This window comes from Vibrio sp. GLN_1 (assembly GCF_043106015.1).
GTDB lineage: Bacteria > Pseudomonadota > Gammaproteobacteria > Enterobacterales > Vibrionaceae > Vibrio > Vibrio parahaemolyticus.
On sequence record NZ_JBICMD010000036.1, the window covers coordinates 825,784 to 844,438 of the forward strand.

Here is an 18,655-nt window from a genome sequence, read left to right on the forward strand (position 1 = left end):
GAGGAGTGACTATGACGAACAACACTGACATCAAAAACCAAACAAATCCTATGTCTGGCGACTTGTTACGTCAGATTATTCGCTTAGGCTTTCCTGTTGCAATCCAAAGCGCGCTTGTCGCGATATTGGCATTGGCTGATGTTCTCATGGTTAGTGACTTTGGTAAAGAAGCGACAGCGGCTGTGGGAATTGCGTCAAAATGGCATTTCGTGGCGATCATGATCATGGCCGGTCTAGCCTCTGCCAACGGCACGCTCGTTGCTCAATATTGGGGGCGAAATGATGCCGTCAGTGCCAAAACCGTAACTGGTATCGCCATCCGATTTGGCTTAAAAGTGCTTATCCCAGTGACGTTGATCATCACGCTTGGTAGCGAACTCATCATGCGTTTACAAACCAGCGATACACGAGTGATTGAGTTGGGTGCGACTTACTTGTGGTATGCGTTTCCGGTGCTGTTACTTACGCATATCGTCATCGTGCTCGAAGCCAGTATGCGCTCTTCGGGTGACACCGTCACTCCGCTATTAATGGGTGCAATGACCATCGTCCTTAATATTGGTTTGAATTTCTGGTTAATCAAAGGCGGCTTTGGCATCCCTGCAATGGGGGTCGCTGGTGCGGCATTCGCTACGACCATTTCTCGTTTGTTCCAAGTACTCGCCATGATTGCCTACATGCGTTGGCGTAAGCACTGGTTGTTGGAAGTAAAAGAAGGCTCTGAACGCCCTTCGCTGTGGCTGTCTTATCGTCGTCTTGCGCTGCCAATGACGCTAGGTGCGCTACTTTGGGCAATCGGCACTATGGTTTATCAGATGATTTTTGGCCACATGGGGACAACCGAATTGGCGGTATTTAGCATGCTCGGCCCATTTGAATCACTCTGTTACTCGATTTTCTTTGGGATTTCTGTGGCGTGCTCTGTGATGATTGGTCAATCCTTGGGGCGTGATGCCTTTGAGCAAGCTGAGCACATGGCAAAATTCTTTATCAAAGCAGTCTTTGTGTTTGGTATTTCCATCGGCGCACTGTTGCTTCTTAATCGTGAGTTGATCATTGCAGCATTGAATTTGGACAACCCTGAGCTTTACCCACTCGCAGCCCCTGCGGTGATGATTTTGTGCTGCGCGATTTGGTTGCGTATGTTGAACATGATCATCATTAACGGGATTATTCGAGCTGGTGGCGACAACGTATTCTGCTTACGCATGGACTTTATCGCCATGTGGATGACCGGCTTACCACTTTGTGCAATCGCTGCGTTTGTTCTTGGTTGGGAGTTTAAGTACGTGTATGCACTGATGATTGCAGAGGAAGTCGTTAAGCTGGCGTTGTGTTATCGTCGATACACGCAAAAGTATTGGATAAAGAATCTAACCGTCGTTACGACTTCTTAGTATCACGTTCTGCATTGATTCTTTTGTGGCGGTTCGATGCATTGGCTGCTGGTTTTTCAGGAACCTCACGTTTCTCGTGCAGCAGGTGCCGAACTGCCAGAATCGGATGTTTGAGTAACATTCTCGGGCCTGAATAGCGCATCACTAAACGCATCTGTTCTTTAGGTTCGGGTTTATAGCAGTGGATTGGGCACTTGTTACACGTCGGTTTTTCTTCTCCGTATGGGCATCGGTCCAATCGCACTTCCGCGTACTCAAGCAGTTCACGGCATTCGCTGCACAGCGCATCTTTGGTTCCATGATGATCATGGCAATACACCTCCACCATCGCTTTGACGGTTTTAAATTCGGTGGCGAGTTTGCCAAGTAAAATATCGCTCATGGTATTGCCCAAAATCACAGCTGGAGAGTGTAGAGTTCTAAAGTTCGGCCATTATCATATTGCTGCTCAACACGTTCAAATTCGAAACCGAGTTTTTTCAGCAAACTTATACTACGAATATTATCATTATTCGTAATCGCGACCAGTTGACTAAGTTGCATCGCTTGTTTCGCGTACTCGATCACTGCCTTTGCTGCTTCTATAGCAAAACCTTGGCCGTAAGCTGAAGGAAGAAAACCATAGCCGATGTCGTAAGCGTTCAAGGTATCACGCTTCACTAACCCACAAATGCCTAGCGGCTGTTTTGTCTGCTTATCTTCAACCACCAGTAAGCTCACGCCTTTCTTTTCTTCCATACGCAGCATGTTCTCTTTGATGTAACGAGCCGCTTCGTAATCGGTTCGCATTTGCTTATCCCCAACAAAGCGATAAAAGTCAGGGTGGTTGTAGAGCTCCAATATAAATGGCGCATCATCTACACTCACTAGACGCAGTATCAATCGTTCGGTGGTCAAAGTTTTCATACGAACTCCATTATGGTTGTAACTTGGATGAAAAATCACTATCCTGCCCCGCTAAATTAAAGGACCAACACCATGAACCGCAAGAAGAAAATCAATCAGATCTTAAAAGCGAAGCAGAAGAAGCACAACGCGAAGCTGCATAAAAGCAACAAACCGCGCTACATCTCTAAAGCTGAGCGCGCGAAAATGGAAGCCGAAGAACAACAGCAATCTTCTGAAAACGTTGTAGAGACAGCAACTGCTGACCAAGCTTAAAAAGAAAAGCCGCATAATGCGGCTTTTTTACTTTTAGAAAAGAATATTGAACTTAGTATTCAAGGCTGTAGTTCAGTGTAAACGTGCGGCCTCGACCTTTGTAATCATACGCCGCCGCATCGTAGTGAGCTGCGTACAAGATCTGTGCACGTTGGCCCCAAGCCGTGGTGTAATCTTCATCAAACAGGTTTTGAATACCAACGCCAAGCTGACCAACTGGCAAATTCACATTGCCCAGTAGATCAAACGTGGTGTAACCATCAAGCTTGTTGTTAGCATCATCTTCGTAATCAAACATCGTTTGGCTTTGTAGACGCACTGAATAATCATCCTGATAGTAAGCCGCCCACGCGTTCGCTTTTGATGTGCTTGCTTTACCTGCGCTTAAGTCTTCCCACTTCCCGTTGGTTTTTAGCTCAGACACGACATAATGACCAGAAGCACCCAATAGGATGTCACTGCTTACCCAATAATTGATGTTTGCTTCTGCGCCGTAAACGCGCTGCTCGTCATCGACGTTGGTAATTAGAAGCGTCTTTTTATCGTACTTGATGGAGTTATCCGACACCGAGTAGTAACCCGCCGCTTGCAGTGCGACGGTATCGGTATCTAAGCGATAACCAATTTCGTAGCTGTCCGTTTTAATGCCCGACATTTTTGAATCGGCTACGTTGATGCTGTCTTTGAGTGCGTAGTGCCCGTTGGCATCAACGGCCTCGTAGCTGCCTTGACCGTAGTATTTCGCTGGGTCTGCTAATTCAAAACCTTGTGAGAAGTTCGCCCACAATTGAGATTCATCATTCAACTGATAAATTGTCCCAACATTAAACAAACTCACCGAGTAATCAGTACTGCCACCCGGCACTGCATCGGCAGACACACCTTTGCCCGAAGCAATGTTCTTCTGCACGCTGTATGCGACAAAATCATCAATCTTGTTGTCCATATATTGATAACGGTATCCCGCCTGCACAGACCAATCTTGATTGATTTGATAATCACCTTGCACAAACATCGCGTAAGAGGTTACGTCTACACCAGGATAGCGCCCCACTTCCGCATACGTTCGGTTAATTAGGTTACCTGAGTTGTCTGCGATGGTTTTGTCGAACAAAGCTTGATTGCTATCGAATCGATCCAGGTATGCATCCACACCGTAAACGGCACTGAATGCACCCCAACTTTTCGCCAGCGCTAAACGCCCCGCAAACACTTCGGTTTCTTGTTGTGAAGAGCTCTGGTAATACGGTGTAAAGGTTTGATCTTCGCTGCGGTAAGACAATTCACCAATCAATTGATGACCGAATACGTTGTCGTGTGCGTAGTTTGCACTTAAAAGTACACGCTCTGTACCATGCTCACGATCGGAATCGAACCCTTTTCGCACATCAACAAATTTGCTATTAACAATGTACAAGCCGTATGGCGAATCTTGCTGGCTGTCATAGTATTGCGCGACTAGGTTTAGCTTGCTGGCATCGGAGATTTGGATCTCTGCCGAACCCATAACATCAAGCGTTGAGTTGTATTGCAGAGAACCTTGAGAAATGTCTGGCGTGACAATGTCACCATTTCCGTCAAATGCACCTTGTGTCTCGGAATACACCACTGAGCCACGTGCTTTTACGATGTCATTTCCACCAGCAACGGATTGTGCGACTTTGTAGTCAAAATCATCGCTGCTGTTGAAGCCTGACGTACCGCCGACAAAAGATTCAAACGCCAATTCATCTGAGTACGCTTTTTTAGTGATGATGTTAATGACACCACCCGTCGCACCAGCCCCATAAATGGAGGTCGCGCCTGAAAGCACTTCAATTCGTTCGATGTTGAACGGGTCAATCGCATCCAATTGACGACTGATAGGACGAGAAGATTGCAGAGAAACGCCATCAATCATGACCAGCATGGCTCTGCCACGCAGATTTTGGCCGTAGTTTGTCCGGCCGCCAGTGCCAACATCTAAAGAAGGGATCGTCGCCGAAAGAATATCACCCAGAGTTTTACCTGCTCGGTATTGTTGAGCAATTTCTTCTTGCCCAACAAACCAAACCGTACCGGGAATATCAGAGATGGATTTTGGCATGACGCTGCCAACCACGACTAATTGTTCATCTGCTGCGTTTTGAGACGCCAGTTGCTGAGCTTGTTCCGCAGCCAATGCGTGCGCTGCATATCCACTGCTCATCGCTAATACGATGAGGTTTAAAGAGAACTTCCTATTTGTCATTGTATTTATCTTTTTGTTGTAGCCAAAGAATCGACAATGATACTTATTATCAATAACAAATCGAGCACTGTTACATAGGTTAACGAGTTGTTAAATCTTGCTCTTTTGCATGATTAACTGACGGTTTTTTGCAGCTCTCGGGCAGTCCTCGCAGAGCTTTCTTCCTTCACACTTGTACACCAAGCAGCAGCTTTTTCTGACCAGTTTGAGCGGTTGCTCGTGAGGCACACCATGCAAAGCATCGATATGACGCTCATCTAGCCCCAGAGCACTAAGCCACAAGCTAGCATGCTCTTTAATGATGGCATCGGTCAGTTGAGGGAAATGTTGCTGTAACCTTAACAAGCACGCCAAAATACCGTCTGACATCAACTGATGAGTAAACCCCGGACGAATGCGAATCCACTCGTTCATCTGTTCTTGATAAAAATCGAACAAAGCTCGAATTTGACGCCCTGCCTGCGCAATCAATATTGTGTGACTACCTTGAATATATTCCTGATCCGCAAAGCGAAATCCTCTTACAAAGCAGGGCTGTAAGTACTGCGCAATATTTCCCAAATTCGGGAGCGATTGAAAACCGTAGATAGAGACAAGCGCAACGTAGATTGGCTGCCAGCAGAGCAAATCCCATGTTCTTGTGAGCCAATACGCCCTTCCAGCCTCTGGATACGTTTCAGAAAGTTGACGATACAACTCTTGGACGATGGGATTGATATCATTATCGATATGAATGGCATCCGACTCAATGCGACCAATATCGCCATGTAAATAAGGAGTGATGGTTTGCGATGTTTGAAAGAGTTGCGGGAAAAATGACTCGGACATGATTGCGTGCGGTTACGGTTTGAGATCTGCCCCCTTTATACTTAACCATGAATCGCAATGCAAACTATTATCTTTTGTATTTGAGCATTTTATATACCGTTGACTGGCGCGACAAGTCAGTATCCATTTCGTTGCTCAACCACTTGAGTAAAACGACACACTATAAAATTCAACAAATGATTAAATCATCAGCAGGTTTTGAGGTATTTCGATTTAAAAATGCCACAGCATAAAAACACCTTGGTAAAAGGTCTGTAACAGTTCGCTCTGATAGCGTGAGTTATTGCCAATAATTGAATATTGCTGTTTCTTATCCAGCGGAATGTGAACAACATGAAGTATTTTCCATCTGAATATCGGGACAATATAACTAGGTAATTTGGCTATATAGCCCTCTGTTTTGAATAAGGAAATCCACATGTTGTATCTTGAGTTTCTATTTTTGCTCGTGATGCTGTATATCGGCTCACGCTATGGTGGTATCGGCCTCGGGGTCGTATCTGGTATTGGTTTGGTGATTGAAGTCTTTATCTTTAAGATGCCGCCAACCTCCCCTCCTGTCACCGTTATGTTGATCATCCTAGCGGTTGTAACATGTGCATCGATTCTTGAAGCCGCAGGCGGTTTGAAATACATGCTTCAAGTTGCCGAACGTGTGCTTCGTAAAAACCCAAAACGCGTCACCCTGATCGCTCCTTTTGTGACTTACTTTATGACTTTCTTGCTCGGTACAGGTCACGCGGTTTACTCCATTATGCCAATCATTGGCGACGTTGCATTGAAAAACGGCATTCGTCCTGAGCGTCCAATGGCGGCGGCTTCTGTCGCTTCTCAAATCGCAATCACAGCCTCACCAATTTCAGCGGCCGTGGTTTACTACTTAGCGCAACTCTCTGATATTCAGCACGAGATCACTCTGCTTTCTATTTTGCTCGTTACGGTTCCAGCAACACTATTCGGTACGTTGCTAATGTCACTTTACAGCATTAAACGCGGTAAAGAACTGGAAGACGATGAAGAATACCAAGAGCGTTTGAAAGATCCTGTGTGGCGTGAAAAGATCCTCAACACAACTGCAACGTCTCTTGACGAAGTGCTACCAACAAGTGCTCGCAACTCTGTGTTGCTGTTCATCGCTTCTATCTTGGTTATCGTCGTTATCGCGATGTGGCCAGACATTCGTACCATTGTGGATGGCGCGAAGCCAATTAGCATGGCCGTTGTCATTCAAATGATGATGCTCTGCTTCGGCGGTATCATTCTTCTTGCAACCAAAACTGACCCGCGTGACGTGCCAAACGGTGTGGTATTCAAATCGGGTATGGTGGCGGCAATTGCTATCTTCGGTATCGCATGGATGTCTGATACTTACTTCCAATACGCAATGCCTCAATTCAAATCTGGCATTGTAGAGATGGTAACGAACTACCCTTGGACGTTCGCGCTTGCGTTGTTCATTGTATCGGTTGTGGTGAACTCTCAAGCAGCAACGGCTCGTATGATGCTGCCTGTTGGTCTTGGCTTGGGTCTAGATCCTGCACTGCTTATCGGTCTAATGCCAGCGGTGTACGGTTACTTCTTTATTCCAAACTACCCTTCTGATATCGCAACAGTGAACTTCGATACATCAGGTACAACTAAGATTGGTAAGTGGTACTTCAACCACTCATTTATGTCGGTAGGTTTGATTGGTGTGATCGGCGCGTGTTGCTTAGGTTACGTACTAGGACAAATCATCATTCCTTCATAAACAACCTGTAAAGTAAGATTGGAAGGCGAGTCATTGTACGCATAAGTACAGCCTGAATGACTCGCCTTTTCTTTGTCTAGTCTAATGATTACAACAAGAAATCATCATCAATCGCGACGAAATTATCAGCACAATCAATCAAGGTTTGCGAGGTTAACCTTGGTACACCATAGACGGTGACCTTCTTGTTGTAGCGCTGCTGAATACGTTCCACCAGCAAACTGAAGTCGCCATCACCAGAAACCAAAATCACGCGGTCAACATCAGGCGCAATCTCAATCGCATCGAGAGTGATACCGACATCCCAATCCCCTTTGGCGCTGCCATCTCGACGCTGAATGTAAGGCTTCAACATCACCTCAAATCCCACACCTCTTAGAATGTGATGAAACTGGCGTTGCTTCGGATCGTTACTGGCAATGGCATAAGCTTTTGCGCTTACTACTTCCTTTTCTTGTGTCGCGACATACCAAAACTGGTTGTAGTCAAAGTTACTGCGATACGCTTCGCGACAAGTGTAATAAACGTTTTGAACGTCAACGAGAATGGCGATTTTTTCTTTGTGGTCTGATTGCATGGTGATCTCATACCGATAATTTGCCGCCTACCCTAAGCCAGATCGCCCAAAAGCACAATGAGCCAATTCCACTAAACTTAACGTATAAACGGAAAATCGCGTTTTTAGGAGTGAGTCATGGATGGAAAGTTATTGGTGATACTGCTTTTGTGCGTCTTTGCCTCGACGGCACTCGGCTATCCTGCGCACACTCAATACTGGCCGCATCGCAGTGTTCTGTATTTCGCGCCTGAAAATGATGATTACGTAAAACAGTTCTTGCTTGAAGCATTGATGCACGAGTGTGAGTTAGTTGATAGAGATGTCGTCACGCTGGTGATCACAGAAGACGGCTACACCGTGCCAAGCTGGCTTAAAGAAGAGTTTGATTTAAAGATACTCGCAGAGATCTACAGCGTGAAAAAAGGCGAGCACACTGCGATTTTGCTCGGTAAAGATGGCTTAGAAAAATACCGCTGGGGGGCAGAAACCGACTGGCAATACATTAACGATTTGATTGACCAAATGCCGATGCGAAAACAAGAGATGCAGAGGCAACGTAGCCCCTGCGAAATCTGAAGCACTTGAGGAAATGAAGACTCGTGAAGAAACAGGATTCTTCGTTACTTTCCGAACCACGCCAACTTATTATGCAGCTGCGTAACGCTCCCCACCACTATCAATGCAGGGCTTACTGCTTGCTCTGCCATGTTAGACAGTTCATCTAGTTTACCTTGGAACACACGTTGCTCTGGTCGCGTCCCATTTTCGATGATTGCGCATGACATTTCTGGGTCTAAGCCGTGCGTGATGAGCTTGTCCATAATGTGACCGCTTTGCTTCAAACCCATGTAGAACACAAGTGTGTTGTTTGACTGCGCTAACGAGTGCCATTCAATTTCGCGACCGTCTTTTTGCACGTGACCCGTGATGAATTGAACGCTTTGCGCATGATCACGGTGCGTTAATGGAATACCTGCGTAAGCCGTCGCGCCAGCCGCAGCAGTGATCCCCGGCACCACTTCGTATTGAATACCGTATTCTGCAAGCTCTTCCAACTCTTCACCGCCGCGTCCAAAGATAAATGAATCTCCACCTTTTAGGCGCACAACGCGTTTCCCTTCTTGCGCTTTTTCCACCAAAATTTGGTTGATCTGATCTTGCGGTACGCAGTGAAAATCGAGCTTTTTCCCGACATAAATCATCTCTGCGGATGCCTGTGCTAACTCTAGAATCTCTTTCGATACCAAACGGTCATACACCACAACTTCAGCCGCTTGAATCGCTTTCAAACCTTTGACCGTCAGTAAATCCGGATCGCCAGGCCCAGCACCAACAAGAGAAACAAAGCCGCTGTTTAAAGATGAGTTCGCAGTAGTCATATCAACGCCTATCGGAAAATTTGGATATAAAGAGTAACACTCACTTGATTGGCTTAGGGTTCAAACTACCCCAAGGAGTTATTACTTTTTATAGCGAAATCAATACAATATCTATCGAAAGTCAAACGAGTTGAATAGCCCTACCCACCAAAGGTAGGGCCAAATAAAACGGTTTATTTTGCGATTGCAGGTTCTGCAATAACGTCCTCTTCAACACTTAGAGAAGGCGCTGTTTTCGCATGAGTTAGGTACAGTGGTAGACAAGTCATGACAAGACCACCGATGATGTTACCTAGAATGGTTGGGATTAAGTTGAAGTTCAACCAAGTCGCGATACCAAAGTCCGCACCTAAAATCATACCTAGTGGGAATAGGAACATGTTTACCACAGTGTGCTCAAATACGAGTGCGAAGAAGATGAAGATTGGGAACCACATCATCGCCACGCGACCGGATACTGAACGCGCAGTCATGTTGCCAATCACGCCTAGACACACCATTAGGTTACAGAAGATACCGCGTACGAAACACGTGATCCATCCGTCCATACCCATGTTTTCAAAACCAAGGCTACGCGCGGTAGAAACAGCGACAAACTTCTTCGCTACCGCGTTGAGTTCTAGAGAGAAGTTACCGGTTAGAGAAATCGCCACAAGGTAAGCCACAATCAGAGAACCAATCAGGTTACCCAAACCTACCAGCCCCCAGCAACGGAAAATACGCCCCCAAGTGATGCCCGGACGGTTTGCAAACTTCGCCAAAGGCGCAAGACCAAATACACCTGTAACTAGGTCGTAACCCATCACACTAAGAATCACAAAACCAACAGGGAAAACAAGTGCGCCCACAAGGCCAATTCCCGTTTGCACCATCGCCGTAATCGCGACAACTACCGCTAACGACAAAATAATGCCGGCCATCGTGCCACGAAGCAGAAGGTCGCGCGTGCTTGTATTGGTTTTTGCTTCACCAACGTTGATCATGGTTTGCACGAATTCAGCAGGTTTAAAGTCTGTAGACATGAATGTGTCCTTATTCAAAATTGAAAGTTAAAAGTTGAAGATTGAATAGAGAAAGTCTTCCCGCTGACATCCACTGCTGTCGACATCATCTCGCTTCCCTGTCCCCCGGAAATGATGCGTGGAAAGCCTTTGTCTATTGAATCTATGAAACGGATACCGAAAGGCGAAGAAACATCCCTCCTCCACAGAGGAGGGATTAAACTTACGCTTGAATCTCGACTTCGCCGTTTGTCACGCGCGCTTTGTACGCTTTCACGTTAAAACGCTCGTCTTCCATACAAGCACCTGTTGTCAGGTTAAAGCGTTGCTTCTTAAGCGGGCTCGCCACCCAAAGCTCTCCTTGATGCTCACAAATCAAACCGCGAGAAAGCACGTTCGATTGGAAGAACGGGTCGGTGTTGCTGATAGCTAACACTTCTTCCGCTTCTGTTGGGCGAAATACCGCAACTTGCTGACCATTAACCAAAGCACAAACGCCAGTGCCCGGTACGATGTCGCTGATTTGGCAAATCTTTTCAAATGACATGTTCAACCTTCCCTTATGCTTCAGTGATCGCTACGTGTAGGATGTCGCCTTTCGCTTCAGGATGTTTCTCCGTGAAGGTCGCTGGGCGGTGCTGTTCGCGCTCTTGAACAAACACAACGTTGTCATCGCGCCTGTCAGAGTTGATGAAATGTGCGAAACGAGTCAGTTGTGATTCGTCATTGATAGTTGCCGTCCACTCACACTCGTACTCGTCTACAAGCTTCGCTACGTCTGCTTCTAATTGAGCGTTGATGCCAAGTTTGTCATTCACGATCACGTCGCGTAGGTAGTCAACACCACCTTCCATGTTTTCCATCCAAACTGATGTGCGTTGTAGTGGCGCAGCAGTACGGATGTAGAACATCATGAAGCGGTCGATGTACTTGATTAACGTTTCTTTATCTAGGTCGCTGGCTAGTAGGTCTGCGTGACGAGGTTTCATGCCGCCGTTACCACAAACGTACATATTCCAACCTGCGTCAGTCGCGATGATACCAAGGTCTTTACCTTGTGCTTCCGCACACTCACGAGTACAACCAGAAACCCCAAACTTCATCTTATGAGGCGTACGGATGCCTTTGTAACGGTTCTCGATGTAAGAACCTAGACCAACAGAGTCTTGAACGCCGTAACGACACCAAGTTGAGCCAACACATGTCTTCGCCATACGAAGTGCTTTTGCGTACGCTTGACCTGTTTCGAAACCAGCGTCGATAAGCTTGCGCCAGATCTCTGGAAGATCGTCTTTTTGAGCACCAAACAGACCAATACGCTGAGCGCCAGTGACTTTGGTGTATAGGTTGTATTCTGCGGCAACGTTCGCTAGCGCACCCAGTGCTTGAGGTGTTACTTCACCACCCGCCATACGTGGAATAACAGAGTAAGTGCCGTCTTTTTGGATGTTACCTAGGAAGTTATCGTTGGTGTCGTGCAGCTTAACCAGTTGCGGCTTAAGGATGTGTTCACCCCAGCAAGAAGCTAAGATAGAACCAGCCAGTGGTTTACAAACTTCACAGCCGTAACCTTTACCGTATTTCTCTAGAAGCTCATCAAACGTTTTGATCTCTTCAATACGGATTAGGTGGAACAGCTCTTGGCGCGAGTAAGCAAAGTGCTCACACACATCGTTCTTCACTTCGATACCCGATTTAGCAAGCTCAGCATTTAGAACAGACGTCACTAGAGGAATACAGCCACCACAGCCTGTACCTGCGCCAGTCACTGCTTTGATGTCACCCAATGTGTGGTGACCATCAGCAACCGCTTGAGCGATCTTGCCTTTGGTCACATCGAAACATGAACAGATCACCGCGCTTTCCGGTAGGGCATCCGCACCGAGTGCTGGTTTCTCAGCACCTGCGTGTGCAGGAAGGATCAAGGCATCTGGATGCTCTGGTAGGTCGATTTCGTTCAACATCAGTTGAAGCAGATCGCCGTAGTCAGACGTATCACCCACTAATACCGCACCGAGCAGTTTCTTGTTGTCTTCAGAAACGATAAGACGTTTGTAAACTTCTTGCTCTTCGTTTTGATAAACGTAGCTCTTACAACCTTCGGTGCGACCATTCGCATCACCGATAGAGCCGACTTTCACACCAAGCAATTTTAGCTTCGCAGACATATCAGCGCCTTCGAATTTGCTTTCTGTGTTACCTAGTAGGTGATCAACCGCAACGGTCGCCATCTTGTAACCCGGAGCAACAAGGCCGTAGAACATTTCATTCCAAGACGCACACTCACCAATCGCGTAGATGTTCTCATCAGAAGTCTGGCAGTGGTCGTTGATGGCAACACCGCCACGAGGGCCAAGTTCTAGCTCCATTTGGCGAGCCAGTTTGTCTTGTGGACGAATACCCGCAGAAAATACGATGAAGTCTGTCTCTAACTCAGTGCCGTCAGCAAAAAGCATGACGTTACGAGCATTTTTACCTTCTGCTGCAATCTCTAGCGTGTTTTTGCTGGTATGAACGTTCACGCCCATACGCTCGATTTTTTGACGAAGTTGATTACCACCAGCAAGGTCAAGTTGCTCAGCCATTAGCTTTGGCGCGAACTCAACGACGTGTGTTTCTACACCGAGAGCCTTTAGTGCGCCTGCAGCTTCAAGACCTAGCAGACCGCCACCGATAACCACGCCTGATTTACTCTTCTTCGCACACGCTTCGATCGCTTTAAGATCTTCGATTGTGCGGTAAACAAAACAGTCTTTGCTTTCATGACCTTTGATAGGCGGAACAAATGGGAATGAGCCAGTAGCAAGAATCAGCTTATCGTATTGAACTTCACGACCAGTGCTTGAGTAAACGATTCGGTTTTCACGGTTGATGTTAATCGCGCGTTCACCGATCAACATATTGATGCCGTGTTTCTCGTAAAAGCCTTCTTTAACTAGAGACAGTTCGTCTGCTGTGTGGTGAGAAAAGTAAGAGGAAAGGTGCACACGGTCGTATGCGACACGAGGTTCTTCACAGAAAACGGTGATATCCATTTGCGAGACATCCGTTTTCTCGACTAAGTCTTCGATGTAACGGTGCCCTACCATACCGTTACCGATAACTACTAGCTTCAACTTGCTCATTGTACTTCCTAAGGGTTAGGTTCTTATCACTGAGCGCATTGTTAATTGTGAAAGAAAATTAATACATGATGTAAATCAATTACAAATTCAAACTACCCTAAAGGGGTAGTCGGCTCTATTTGCTCTGTTTACCTATAAAATAAGGTAATTTATTAACGAATATTGGTAGTTTTTACAAAGAACTCTTATAAGCAATCAGCTGCCCATGATAAGTTATGGTTATAAGGAAGAATTTTGTACCGAACAGCGTTCGAAGTGTTTGATAGTTTTAGAAAAAATCAAGCCCCACAATAAAAATCTTTTACTAGCTAACAGATTGCATAAAGACTAGAATCAAAAGCAGTTCATATGGAATGAAAACCATGTGATTTATACCGTAATTGACATATAGAGCGCCGTCCCATGTTTATGAGGCGGCATTTTATTTGGGAGTCATAAAATGTCAGAAAACAACTCTATCTATATCTCAAGCTTAGATATGAACAGAATTACCGCCCTGCTGGATAAGATGCCAAACATCGCTGCAGAGCTTGTTGAGCTAGAAGCAGAGCTTGACCGCGCAACGGTTTTAGAACCAGAAGAGATGCCGTCGAATGTGGTCACCATGAACTCAACCGTTGAGTTTAAATTTGCAGGCGAAGAAAGAACCATGACCAAAACATTGGTCTACCCATCGGAGCTAAAAAGCAGCGATGACATTTCGATTTTTGCTCCTGTTGGTAGCGCACTAATCGGTTTGTCTGTGGGCCAAAAGCTCGATTGGCCAATGCCAAACAAACAAGTGAAGACGATTGAAATTGTCGATATCACATACCAACCTGAGCGTTGTGGTGCACTAAACCGCTAACCCTCAGGAGTCCCGGTGCAAAGGACATCGCAAGACTTTGCACCAGGAGAGCTCCTCGAATCTTTTCTTACATTATCGCTTTTCACTTTCGGCTTCCCTCGCGCAGCCTTGCTACTCTCTTCGCCAGCCTCTCCAACCTGTTCACGTGTGTTACACATTGTCCATCTGATACAGATTTCTGTCTTTTCAATCGAATTCATACGCTTATCGTTCCGTATCACCTAAGCACCGCAATCTAAACTGTTCACCTCGACAGTTTGAAATTATTTTTGTCAAACTTTTCAGTTGGTTAACTAACGGATTACTTCTTGCTTAACCCCTCCCGTACGTAACGAGCCCAGCGTCAATGGTGATGACGTGTTAATTGGAGACGCTCCTTGCCGTTATGAGCACCAATCGGCTCGTATCTTCTGTTTGGAAAAGGAGAAAGTAAGATGGACTTTAATAAACTGGTGATATTGGCTCGAGCATTTTGCTTGGGGCTGATATTGAGTGTGTTCGCCTCGCCGACTTGGGCGGTTCATGATCTGGGCACCTTCGAACTGGAAGGTAATGCAACAGACGAAGCCGTTGCGGGGGATGATTGGGAAAATATTTACGATGGTAGCGACAGTGCCAACGTCGATACTGGGATTCTTCCCGATCCGTCACCTGTCTCCATATTTACTGGTGGTCGAAAAGATATTCAAGACATATCAGAATGGTCTCACAAAGATGGTTCTGTACCAGATAAAGATGACTTAACCAATGCTTATGCTGCTGCCTACGGCGTCGATAACGGCGGTGGCGGTTCGGATTTGGTCATTTATTTTGGTGCCGACCGTTTTGCGAACGTAGGTGATGCCTTTATGGGTTTCTGGTTCTTCCAAGATGATGTCCAAGCCCTTGATGACGGTTCGTTCTCTGGTCAACACGTTGTGGGCGACGTTTTGGTATTGATTGATTATCCGCAAGGTGCGAATGATGAACCTTACGCCGCATTGGTAACTTGGGATCCAACCTGTTCAAAAGCGGACAGTAATGACCCTGCCCCTGGCGATTGTGCAGCCAAAAACTTACGCCTACAAGCGGAAACCAGTGGTGCAAACCCTGCTGACTGTTCTGCTGTCAATGATGGTGACTTTGGTTGTGCAACCACCAACAAAGGTGAAACACCAATCCCATCACCTTGGCCATACACTGCAAAAAACGGCACAATGAACGCTTTCCCATACGAAAGCTTCTATGAAGGTGGTGTAAACCTCACTCAACTGCTTGGCGGAATCGACGGCACAGCGTCTTGTTTCAGCAGCTTCATGGCTGAAACCCGTTCGTCTGCTTCATTCACCGCATCTTTGAAAGACTTCGTTTTAGGTCAATTCCAGTTATGTGGTATGGAACTTGTAAAAACATGTCCAACTGGTGCGTTATCACCAAGTGGTGACTCAATCATCTACAACTACGAGATCAAAGTAACCAATACTGGCTTTGGTGCACTTTACGATCTTTATGTTGAAGATATTACCGCTGGCGATTCATTCACTGCTGACGTTCTTGCCGCTGGCGAAACTGCAACATTTACTGGTTCCTTTGTTTCGCTCATCAACGGTGTAGAAAATGAGGCTACGGCGAGCGCAGCCATCAAAGATGGTGGCGAACCTGTGCTTACTAAGTCTGACACAGATAGCTGTCCTCCACTTACTCCAGTGGGCGCATTGAGTATCACTAAAGACTGTACAACCTACGTTGAAGAAAACGCATCTGGCGCGTACGGATTAAGAGTGAACTACGAAGGTAAAGTATGTAACGACAGTAAAGTGAAACTTAACGATGTGAAAATTACTGAAATGCATGACGGTATGACAGTCGTTAAAGATGTCGGTACTTTAAATCCTGAAAGCTGTATGAACTACGATGGTACCTACATCCCTGCTCCGGGTAGTGACGTTTCTGGTGGTCCGGTTGTTGCACATGATGTAAGAACCTTCAAAGACACCGTCGTTGCAGAAGGTGTTAACGCCATTACAGGTGTCACTGTCGATACAGGCATGCCTGTAGAGGCAAGCTGTCCACTATGTCCTGCACCGTAAGCAAGACAAACCCGATAGCAGCAATCCACAGTAAACAATAACGAAAAAGCCACCTTAAACATAAGGTGGCTTTGCTTTGTTATTTGTTCTTACCTTTGCCAGGTGAAGACCCGCCAGAATCAGGAGATGATTGCAGCGCCACAGTCACCATTGCTGTCGACGTAACATTACCGCTGGTGATCGTATAGCTAAAGCTGTCTTGATTCTTGAATCGCTTCGCTGGTGTGTATTGGATACTCCCATCAGAAAGTAGCTTCACCGTTCCTTTACTCGGTGCGCTCATTGCTGAGATCTCGACAGACACACCATCAGCAATGATGTCATTACCCAACACATTGATGGTTACCGTTGAAACTTTGCTCATCTGAACGTTATCGTCAACTGCCACAACATCACCACTGCCCATTTGCTGCTCAGCAACGGCATACGTTGCTTGTGTTGCCACGTTGTAAGCCTCATCTTTCGTGTTTACCACATTAAACGTCACAGGGTAGTCACCAGAGGTTGCACTTAGAGCAGAAGTCACCGCGATGGTAGCTACACTAGACTCGCCAGACACAAGGGAAATAGATTGAGAGCTCGCTTGCCAACCACTCTCTAGTTGAGCAGACACATCAAAACGAATCGTGCCACAAACGTCATTCGCCGTATTTGTTACCGTCAGTTGATATTCAACCGTGTCGCCAGCATTAACTTGTGTATCAGACGTCGCTTTCACAGACACACTTGGCGCAGACATCTCGCAAACGCTTGGCGTTACCGAACCACCAAACGATACGTTCACACCGGCAAAACCATTGGCTGCACTCGCAAGATTAATCGTGAGACCAAAAACTGGATCGGTGAAACTGTCACCCACTGGTAACGCGGTGTCTTTCCAATCCTTTCGGCCATAAACTTGGCTGTAATCCGAATTTGGCTTCATGTGCAGAATGTAACTTTCTTCCGCGCCTTCTTCGACTAAACGAACAATCACACCATCCGTCACATCGCCACGAAACAGCATATAAGAGCGGTCATCTAAAAACTGGTCATAACCCATCGCTTGACGATATTCGACATAGAACCACTCCTTCAAGCCAGTATTAGGGTTCACACCGCGAGGTATTTTTAACGCGATGTTTTGTGTTATGTCTTGGGTTTCGTACTCTGCGATTTCATACAAACCATCTTGAGTTGCCGTAAGAATGTTTGGTGATTCCGCATCATTCAACCATCCCATACGTTCTTTGTAGTACGTATTGATGTAACCCATATCAGGAGTACCCATAACATCGTACGAGTCGCCATATTCAATTACGCTACAGTTACTCGATACCGACGCATCGCCACAATCCAACGCCTTGGCGTGGCTCAAACCTAGGTTGTGCCCGAATTCATGCGCAATCACTCTTGCTGACAGCGTGCCATCTATATATGCACGACTCGGGAACGTTTTCCCTGTTGTTGCAGAACCACCACCAGCACAACCCGATTGCGTCATGATGTAAATGATGCGCTGATAATCCTCAAGCACTACGCCATCAGCACGCGCCATTTTATCCGCTTCCGCTTGAACCGAAGGATAATCACACACCTGATTCGAGACCGACAATGTGTACCAACCTACAACTTGACCACTTAGCCATGTCTTGCCGTAGGAGTTTTCTTGGTAAAAATCGTTAACTTCACCAAATACTAACGCGTGCGCCTCTTCTGACGTGATCGGTCGATCGTTAGGATTCTCTTTGAAATTTAATAGCATTACCAACGTATCTTGCTGGCCTATTGAACTGCCTGCGGCTTTGGCGTACTGGATATTTTGTAGAAATAGAAATAAGACGAGTAAGAAAAAGATCCCTTTATTTAGGGCGTGCTTATTCATGCGGAGTTTATCAATCACTGCTTCACCTGAAATAATTATAATAATTATCCTTCCCACCGAGTTAACGATAAGAATATATAGGATTAGATAGAGGTTAAAATTTAGAAAAAATAGAGCCAGAGCTTATTCCATGAATAATCTCAATTTTCTATACATAATGTATTTATTCTTCTAAAACATCACCAACATCAATAAATGAGGCAGCATCATAACAAAGCAAAAGGTTAAAATTCAACCAACCACATCACCAAATTACGTTAATTCTTTGTAAGTTCCAAAGAGTTTCAATCACATCAAACAGTTAAACATCGTTCATTTTTTCGCTACAAAATTGAGAATATTCAATCGCATCAATAATGAACCGATTGCACCCTTAAAAAGAAAAATCGCTATGAATCAATAAAATACATATCAAAAATAGAAAATGAGCGCAAAACTGTTCTCA

General features: G+C 45.8%; 16 protein-coding genes. 6 read left to right on the forward strand and 10 right to left on the reverse strand.

Going from position 1 to position 18,655, the window contains the following annotated elements:
• Nucleotides 1-50 precede the first annotated feature (50 nt).
• Nucleotides 51-1,397 (forward strand): MATE family efflux transporter, encoded by a 1,347-nt coding sequence (locus tag ACF8OV_RS21460; RefSeq protein WP_021454656.1) that lies wholly within the window; start codon nt 51-53, stop codon nt 1,395-1,397.
• Here the strand turns inward: ACF8OV_RS21460 and ACF8OV_RS21465 are convergent.
• Together ACF8OV_RS21465 and ACF8OV_RS21470 are read right to left on the reverse strand one after the other, a co-directional pair.
• Nucleotides 1,384-1,779: a nitrous oxide-stimulated promoter family protein gene (locus tag ACF8OV_RS21465; RefSeq protein WP_005461033.1), complete on the reverse strand. Its 396-nt coding sequence runs from the start codon at nt 1,777-1,779 to the stop codon at nt 1,384-1,386. The genes ACF8OV_RS21460 and ACF8OV_RS21465 overlap by 14 nt on opposite strands.
• A gap of 14 nt (nt 1,780-1,793) precedes the next feature.
• Complete coding sequence (locus tag ACF8OV_RS21470; protein WP_023585107.1) at nt 1,794-2,303, reverse strand: GNAT family N-acetyltransferase; 510 nt, start codon at nt 2,301-2,303, stop codon at nt 1,794-1,796.
• Nucleotides 2,304-2,375: 72 nt separating this feature from the next.
• On the opposite strand from ACF8OV_RS21470, the gene ACF8OV_RS21475 reads away from it, so the two are divergent.
• Nucleotides 2,376-2,558, forward strand: a complete 183-nt coding sequence (locus ACF8OV_RS21475; RefSeq protein ID WP_005480281.1) for a DUF2986 domain-containing protein — start codon at nt 2,376-2,378, stop codon at nt 2,556-2,558.
• A 52-nt stretch (nt 2,559-2,610) separates the two neighbouring features.
• Here the strand turns inward: ACF8OV_RS21475 and ACF8OV_RS21480 are convergent, their stop codons facing one another.
• Nucleotides 2,611-4,788, reverse strand: coding sequence for a TonB-dependent receptor (locus ACF8OV_RS21480; protein WP_258495413.1), 2,178 nt, complete (start codon nt 4,786-4,788; stop codon nt 2,611-2,613).
• Between the two features lie 90 nt (nt 4,789-4,878).
• On the reverse strand, nt 4,879-5,616 hold the full coding sequence (locus tag ACF8OV_RS21485) for a siderophore ferric iron reductase (protein ID WP_042779999.1): 738 nt from the start codon (nt 5,614-5,616) through the stop codon (nt 4,879-4,881).
• A gap of 418 nt (nt 5,617-6,034) precedes the next feature.
• Here ACF8OV_RS21485 and ACF8OV_RS21490 point away from each other — a divergent pair, with 418 nt between their 5' ends.
• Nucleotides 6,035-7,366 carry an anaerobic C4-dicarboxylate transporter gene (locus tag ACF8OV_RS21490; RefSeq protein ID WP_005460955.1) on the forward strand — a complete coding sequence of 444 codons (1,332 nt, stop codon included), beginning with the start codon at nt 6,035-6,037 and terminating at the stop codon, nt 7,364-7,366.
• Nucleotides 7,367-7,454: 88 nt separating this feature from the next.
• On the opposite strand, the gene ACF8OV_RS21495 is transcribed toward ACF8OV_RS21490, so the two are convergent.
• Complete coding sequence (locus tag ACF8OV_RS21495; RefSeq protein ID WP_005480252.1) at nt 7,455-7,943, reverse strand: NYN domain-containing protein; 489 nt, start codon at nt 7,941-7,943, stop codon at nt 7,455-7,457.
• Between the two features lie 117 nt (nt 7,944-8,060).
• Here ACF8OV_RS21495 and ACF8OV_RS21500 point away from each other — a divergent pair, with 117 nt between their 5' ends.
• On the forward strand, nt 8,061-8,501 hold the full coding sequence (locus tag ACF8OV_RS21500) for a DUF4174 domain-containing protein (RefSeq protein ID WP_005460915.1): 441 nt from the start codon (nt 8,061-8,063) through the stop codon (nt 8,499-8,501).
• Between the two features lie 44 nt (nt 8,502-8,545).
• On the opposite strand, the gene cobA is transcribed toward ACF8OV_RS21500, so the two are convergent.
• The 4 genes from cobA to nirB all read right to left on the reverse strand — a co-directional run bounded on the left by cobA (nt 8,546) and on the right by nirB (nt 13,430).
• On the reverse strand, nt 8,546-9,304 hold the full coding sequence (gene cobA, locus ACF8OV_RS21505; RefSeq protein ID WP_086458340.1) for a uroporphyrinogen-III C-methyltransferase: 759 nt from the start codon (nt 9,302-9,304) through the stop codon (nt 8,546-8,548).
• 173 nt (nt 9,305-9,477) lie between these two features.
• Nucleotides 9,478-10,326, reverse strand: a complete 849-nt coding sequence (locus ACF8OV_RS21510; RefSeq protein WP_015313275.1) for a formate/nitrite transporter family protein — start codon at nt 10,324-10,326, stop codon at nt 9,478-9,480.
• 202 nt (nt 10,327-10,528) lie between these two features.
• Entirely contained in the window at nt 10,529-10,852 is a 324-nt protein-coding gene (nirD, locus tag ACF8OV_RS21515; protein WP_005460996.1) for a nitrite reductase small subunit NirD, read from the reverse strand.
• A gap of 13 nt (nt 10,853-10,865) precedes the next feature.
• Nucleotides 10,866-13,430, reverse strand: a complete 2,565-nt coding sequence (gene nirB / locus ACF8OV_RS21520; RefSeq protein ID WP_203502966.1) for a nitrite reductase large subunit NirB — start codon at nt 13,428-13,430, stop codon at nt 10,866-10,868.
• Nucleotides 13,431-13,869: 439 nt separating this feature from the next.
• Here nirB and rnk point away from each other — a divergent pair, with 439 nt between their 5' ends.
• Together rnk and ACF8OV_RS21530 are read left to right on the forward strand one after the other, a co-directional pair.
• Nucleotides 13,870-14,277: a nucleoside diphosphate kinase regulator gene (gene rnk / locus ACF8OV_RS21525; protein ID WP_005480352.1), complete on the forward strand. Its 408-nt coding sequence runs from the start codon at nt 13,870-13,872 to the stop codon at nt 14,275-14,277.
• Between the two features lie 434 nt (nt 14,278-14,711).
• Nucleotides 14,712-16,346, forward strand: a complete 1,635-nt coding sequence (locus ACF8OV_RS21530; protein WP_021450850.1) for a hypothetical protein — start codon at nt 14,712-14,714, stop codon at nt 16,344-16,346.
• 79 nt (nt 16,347-16,425) lie between these two features.
• Here the strand turns inward: ACF8OV_RS21530 and ACF8OV_RS21535 are convergent, their stop codons facing one another.
• The gene (locus ACF8OV_RS21535; protein WP_203502964.1) at nt 16,426-18,228 is read right to left on the reverse strand and encodes an Ig-like domain-containing protein; all 1,803 of its coding nucleotides are present in this window, start codon (nt 18,226-18,228) and stop codon (nt 16,426-16,428) included.
• Between the last annotated feature and the right edge of the window lie 427 nt (nt 18,229-18,655).

Coding starts and splice junctions, on each gene's coding strand:
- ACF8OV_RS21475 (WP_005480281.1), top strand. CDS start 2,376: ATGAACCGCAAGAAGAAAATCAATCAGATCTTAAAAGCGAAGCAGAAG.
- nirB (WP_203502966.1), bottom strand. CDS start 13,430: ATGAGCAAGTTGAAGCTAGTAGTTATCGGTAACGGTATGGTAGGGCAC.
- rnk (WP_005480352.1), top strand. CDS start 13,870: ATGTCAGAAAACAACTCTATCTATATCTCAAGCTTAGATATGAACAGA.
- ACF8OV_RS21490 (WP_005460955.1), top strand. CDS start 6,035: ATGTTGTATCTTGAGTTTCTATTTTTGCTCGTGATGCTGTATATCGGC.
- ACF8OV_RS21470 (WP_023585107.1), bottom strand. CDS start 2,303: ATGAAAACTTTGACCACCGAACGATTGATACTGCGTCTAGTGAGTGTA.
- ACF8OV_RS21480 (WP_258495413.1), bottom strand. CDS start 4,788: ATGACAAATAGGAAGTTCTCTTTAAACCTCATCGTATTAGCGATGAGC.
- nirD (WP_005460996.1), bottom strand. CDS start 10,852: ATGTCATTTGAAAAGATTTGCCAAATCAGCGACATCGTACCGGGCACT.
- ACF8OV_RS21500 (WP_005460915.1), top strand. CDS start 8,061: ATGGATGGAAAGTTATTGGTGATACTGCTTTTGTGCGTCTTTGCCTCG.
- cobA (WP_086458340.1), bottom strand. CDS start 9,304: ATGACTACTGCGAACTCATCTTTAAACAGCGGCTTTGTTTCTCTTGTT.
- ACF8OV_RS21460 (WP_021454656.1), top strand. CDS start 51: ATGTCTGGCGACTTGTTACGTCAGATTATTCGCTTAGGCTTTCCTGTT.
- ACF8OV_RS21495 (WP_005480252.1), bottom strand. CDS start 7,943: ATGCAATCAGACCACAAAGAAAAAATCGCCATTCTCGTTGACGTTCAA.
- ACF8OV_RS21465 (WP_005461033.1), bottom strand. CDS start 1,779: ATGAGCGATATTTTACTTGGCAAACTCGCCACCGAATTTAAAACCGTC.
- ACF8OV_RS21510 (WP_015313275.1), bottom strand. CDS start 10,326: ATGTCTACAGACTTTAAACCTGCTGAATTCGTGCAAACCATGATCAAC.
- ACF8OV_RS21485 (WP_042779999.1), bottom strand. CDS start 5,616: ATGTCCGAGTCATTTTTCCCGCAACTCTTTCAAACATCGCAAACCATC.
- ACF8OV_RS21530 (WP_021450850.1), top strand. CDS start 14,712: ATGGACTTTAATAAACTGGTGATATTGGCTCGAGCATTTTGCTTGGGG.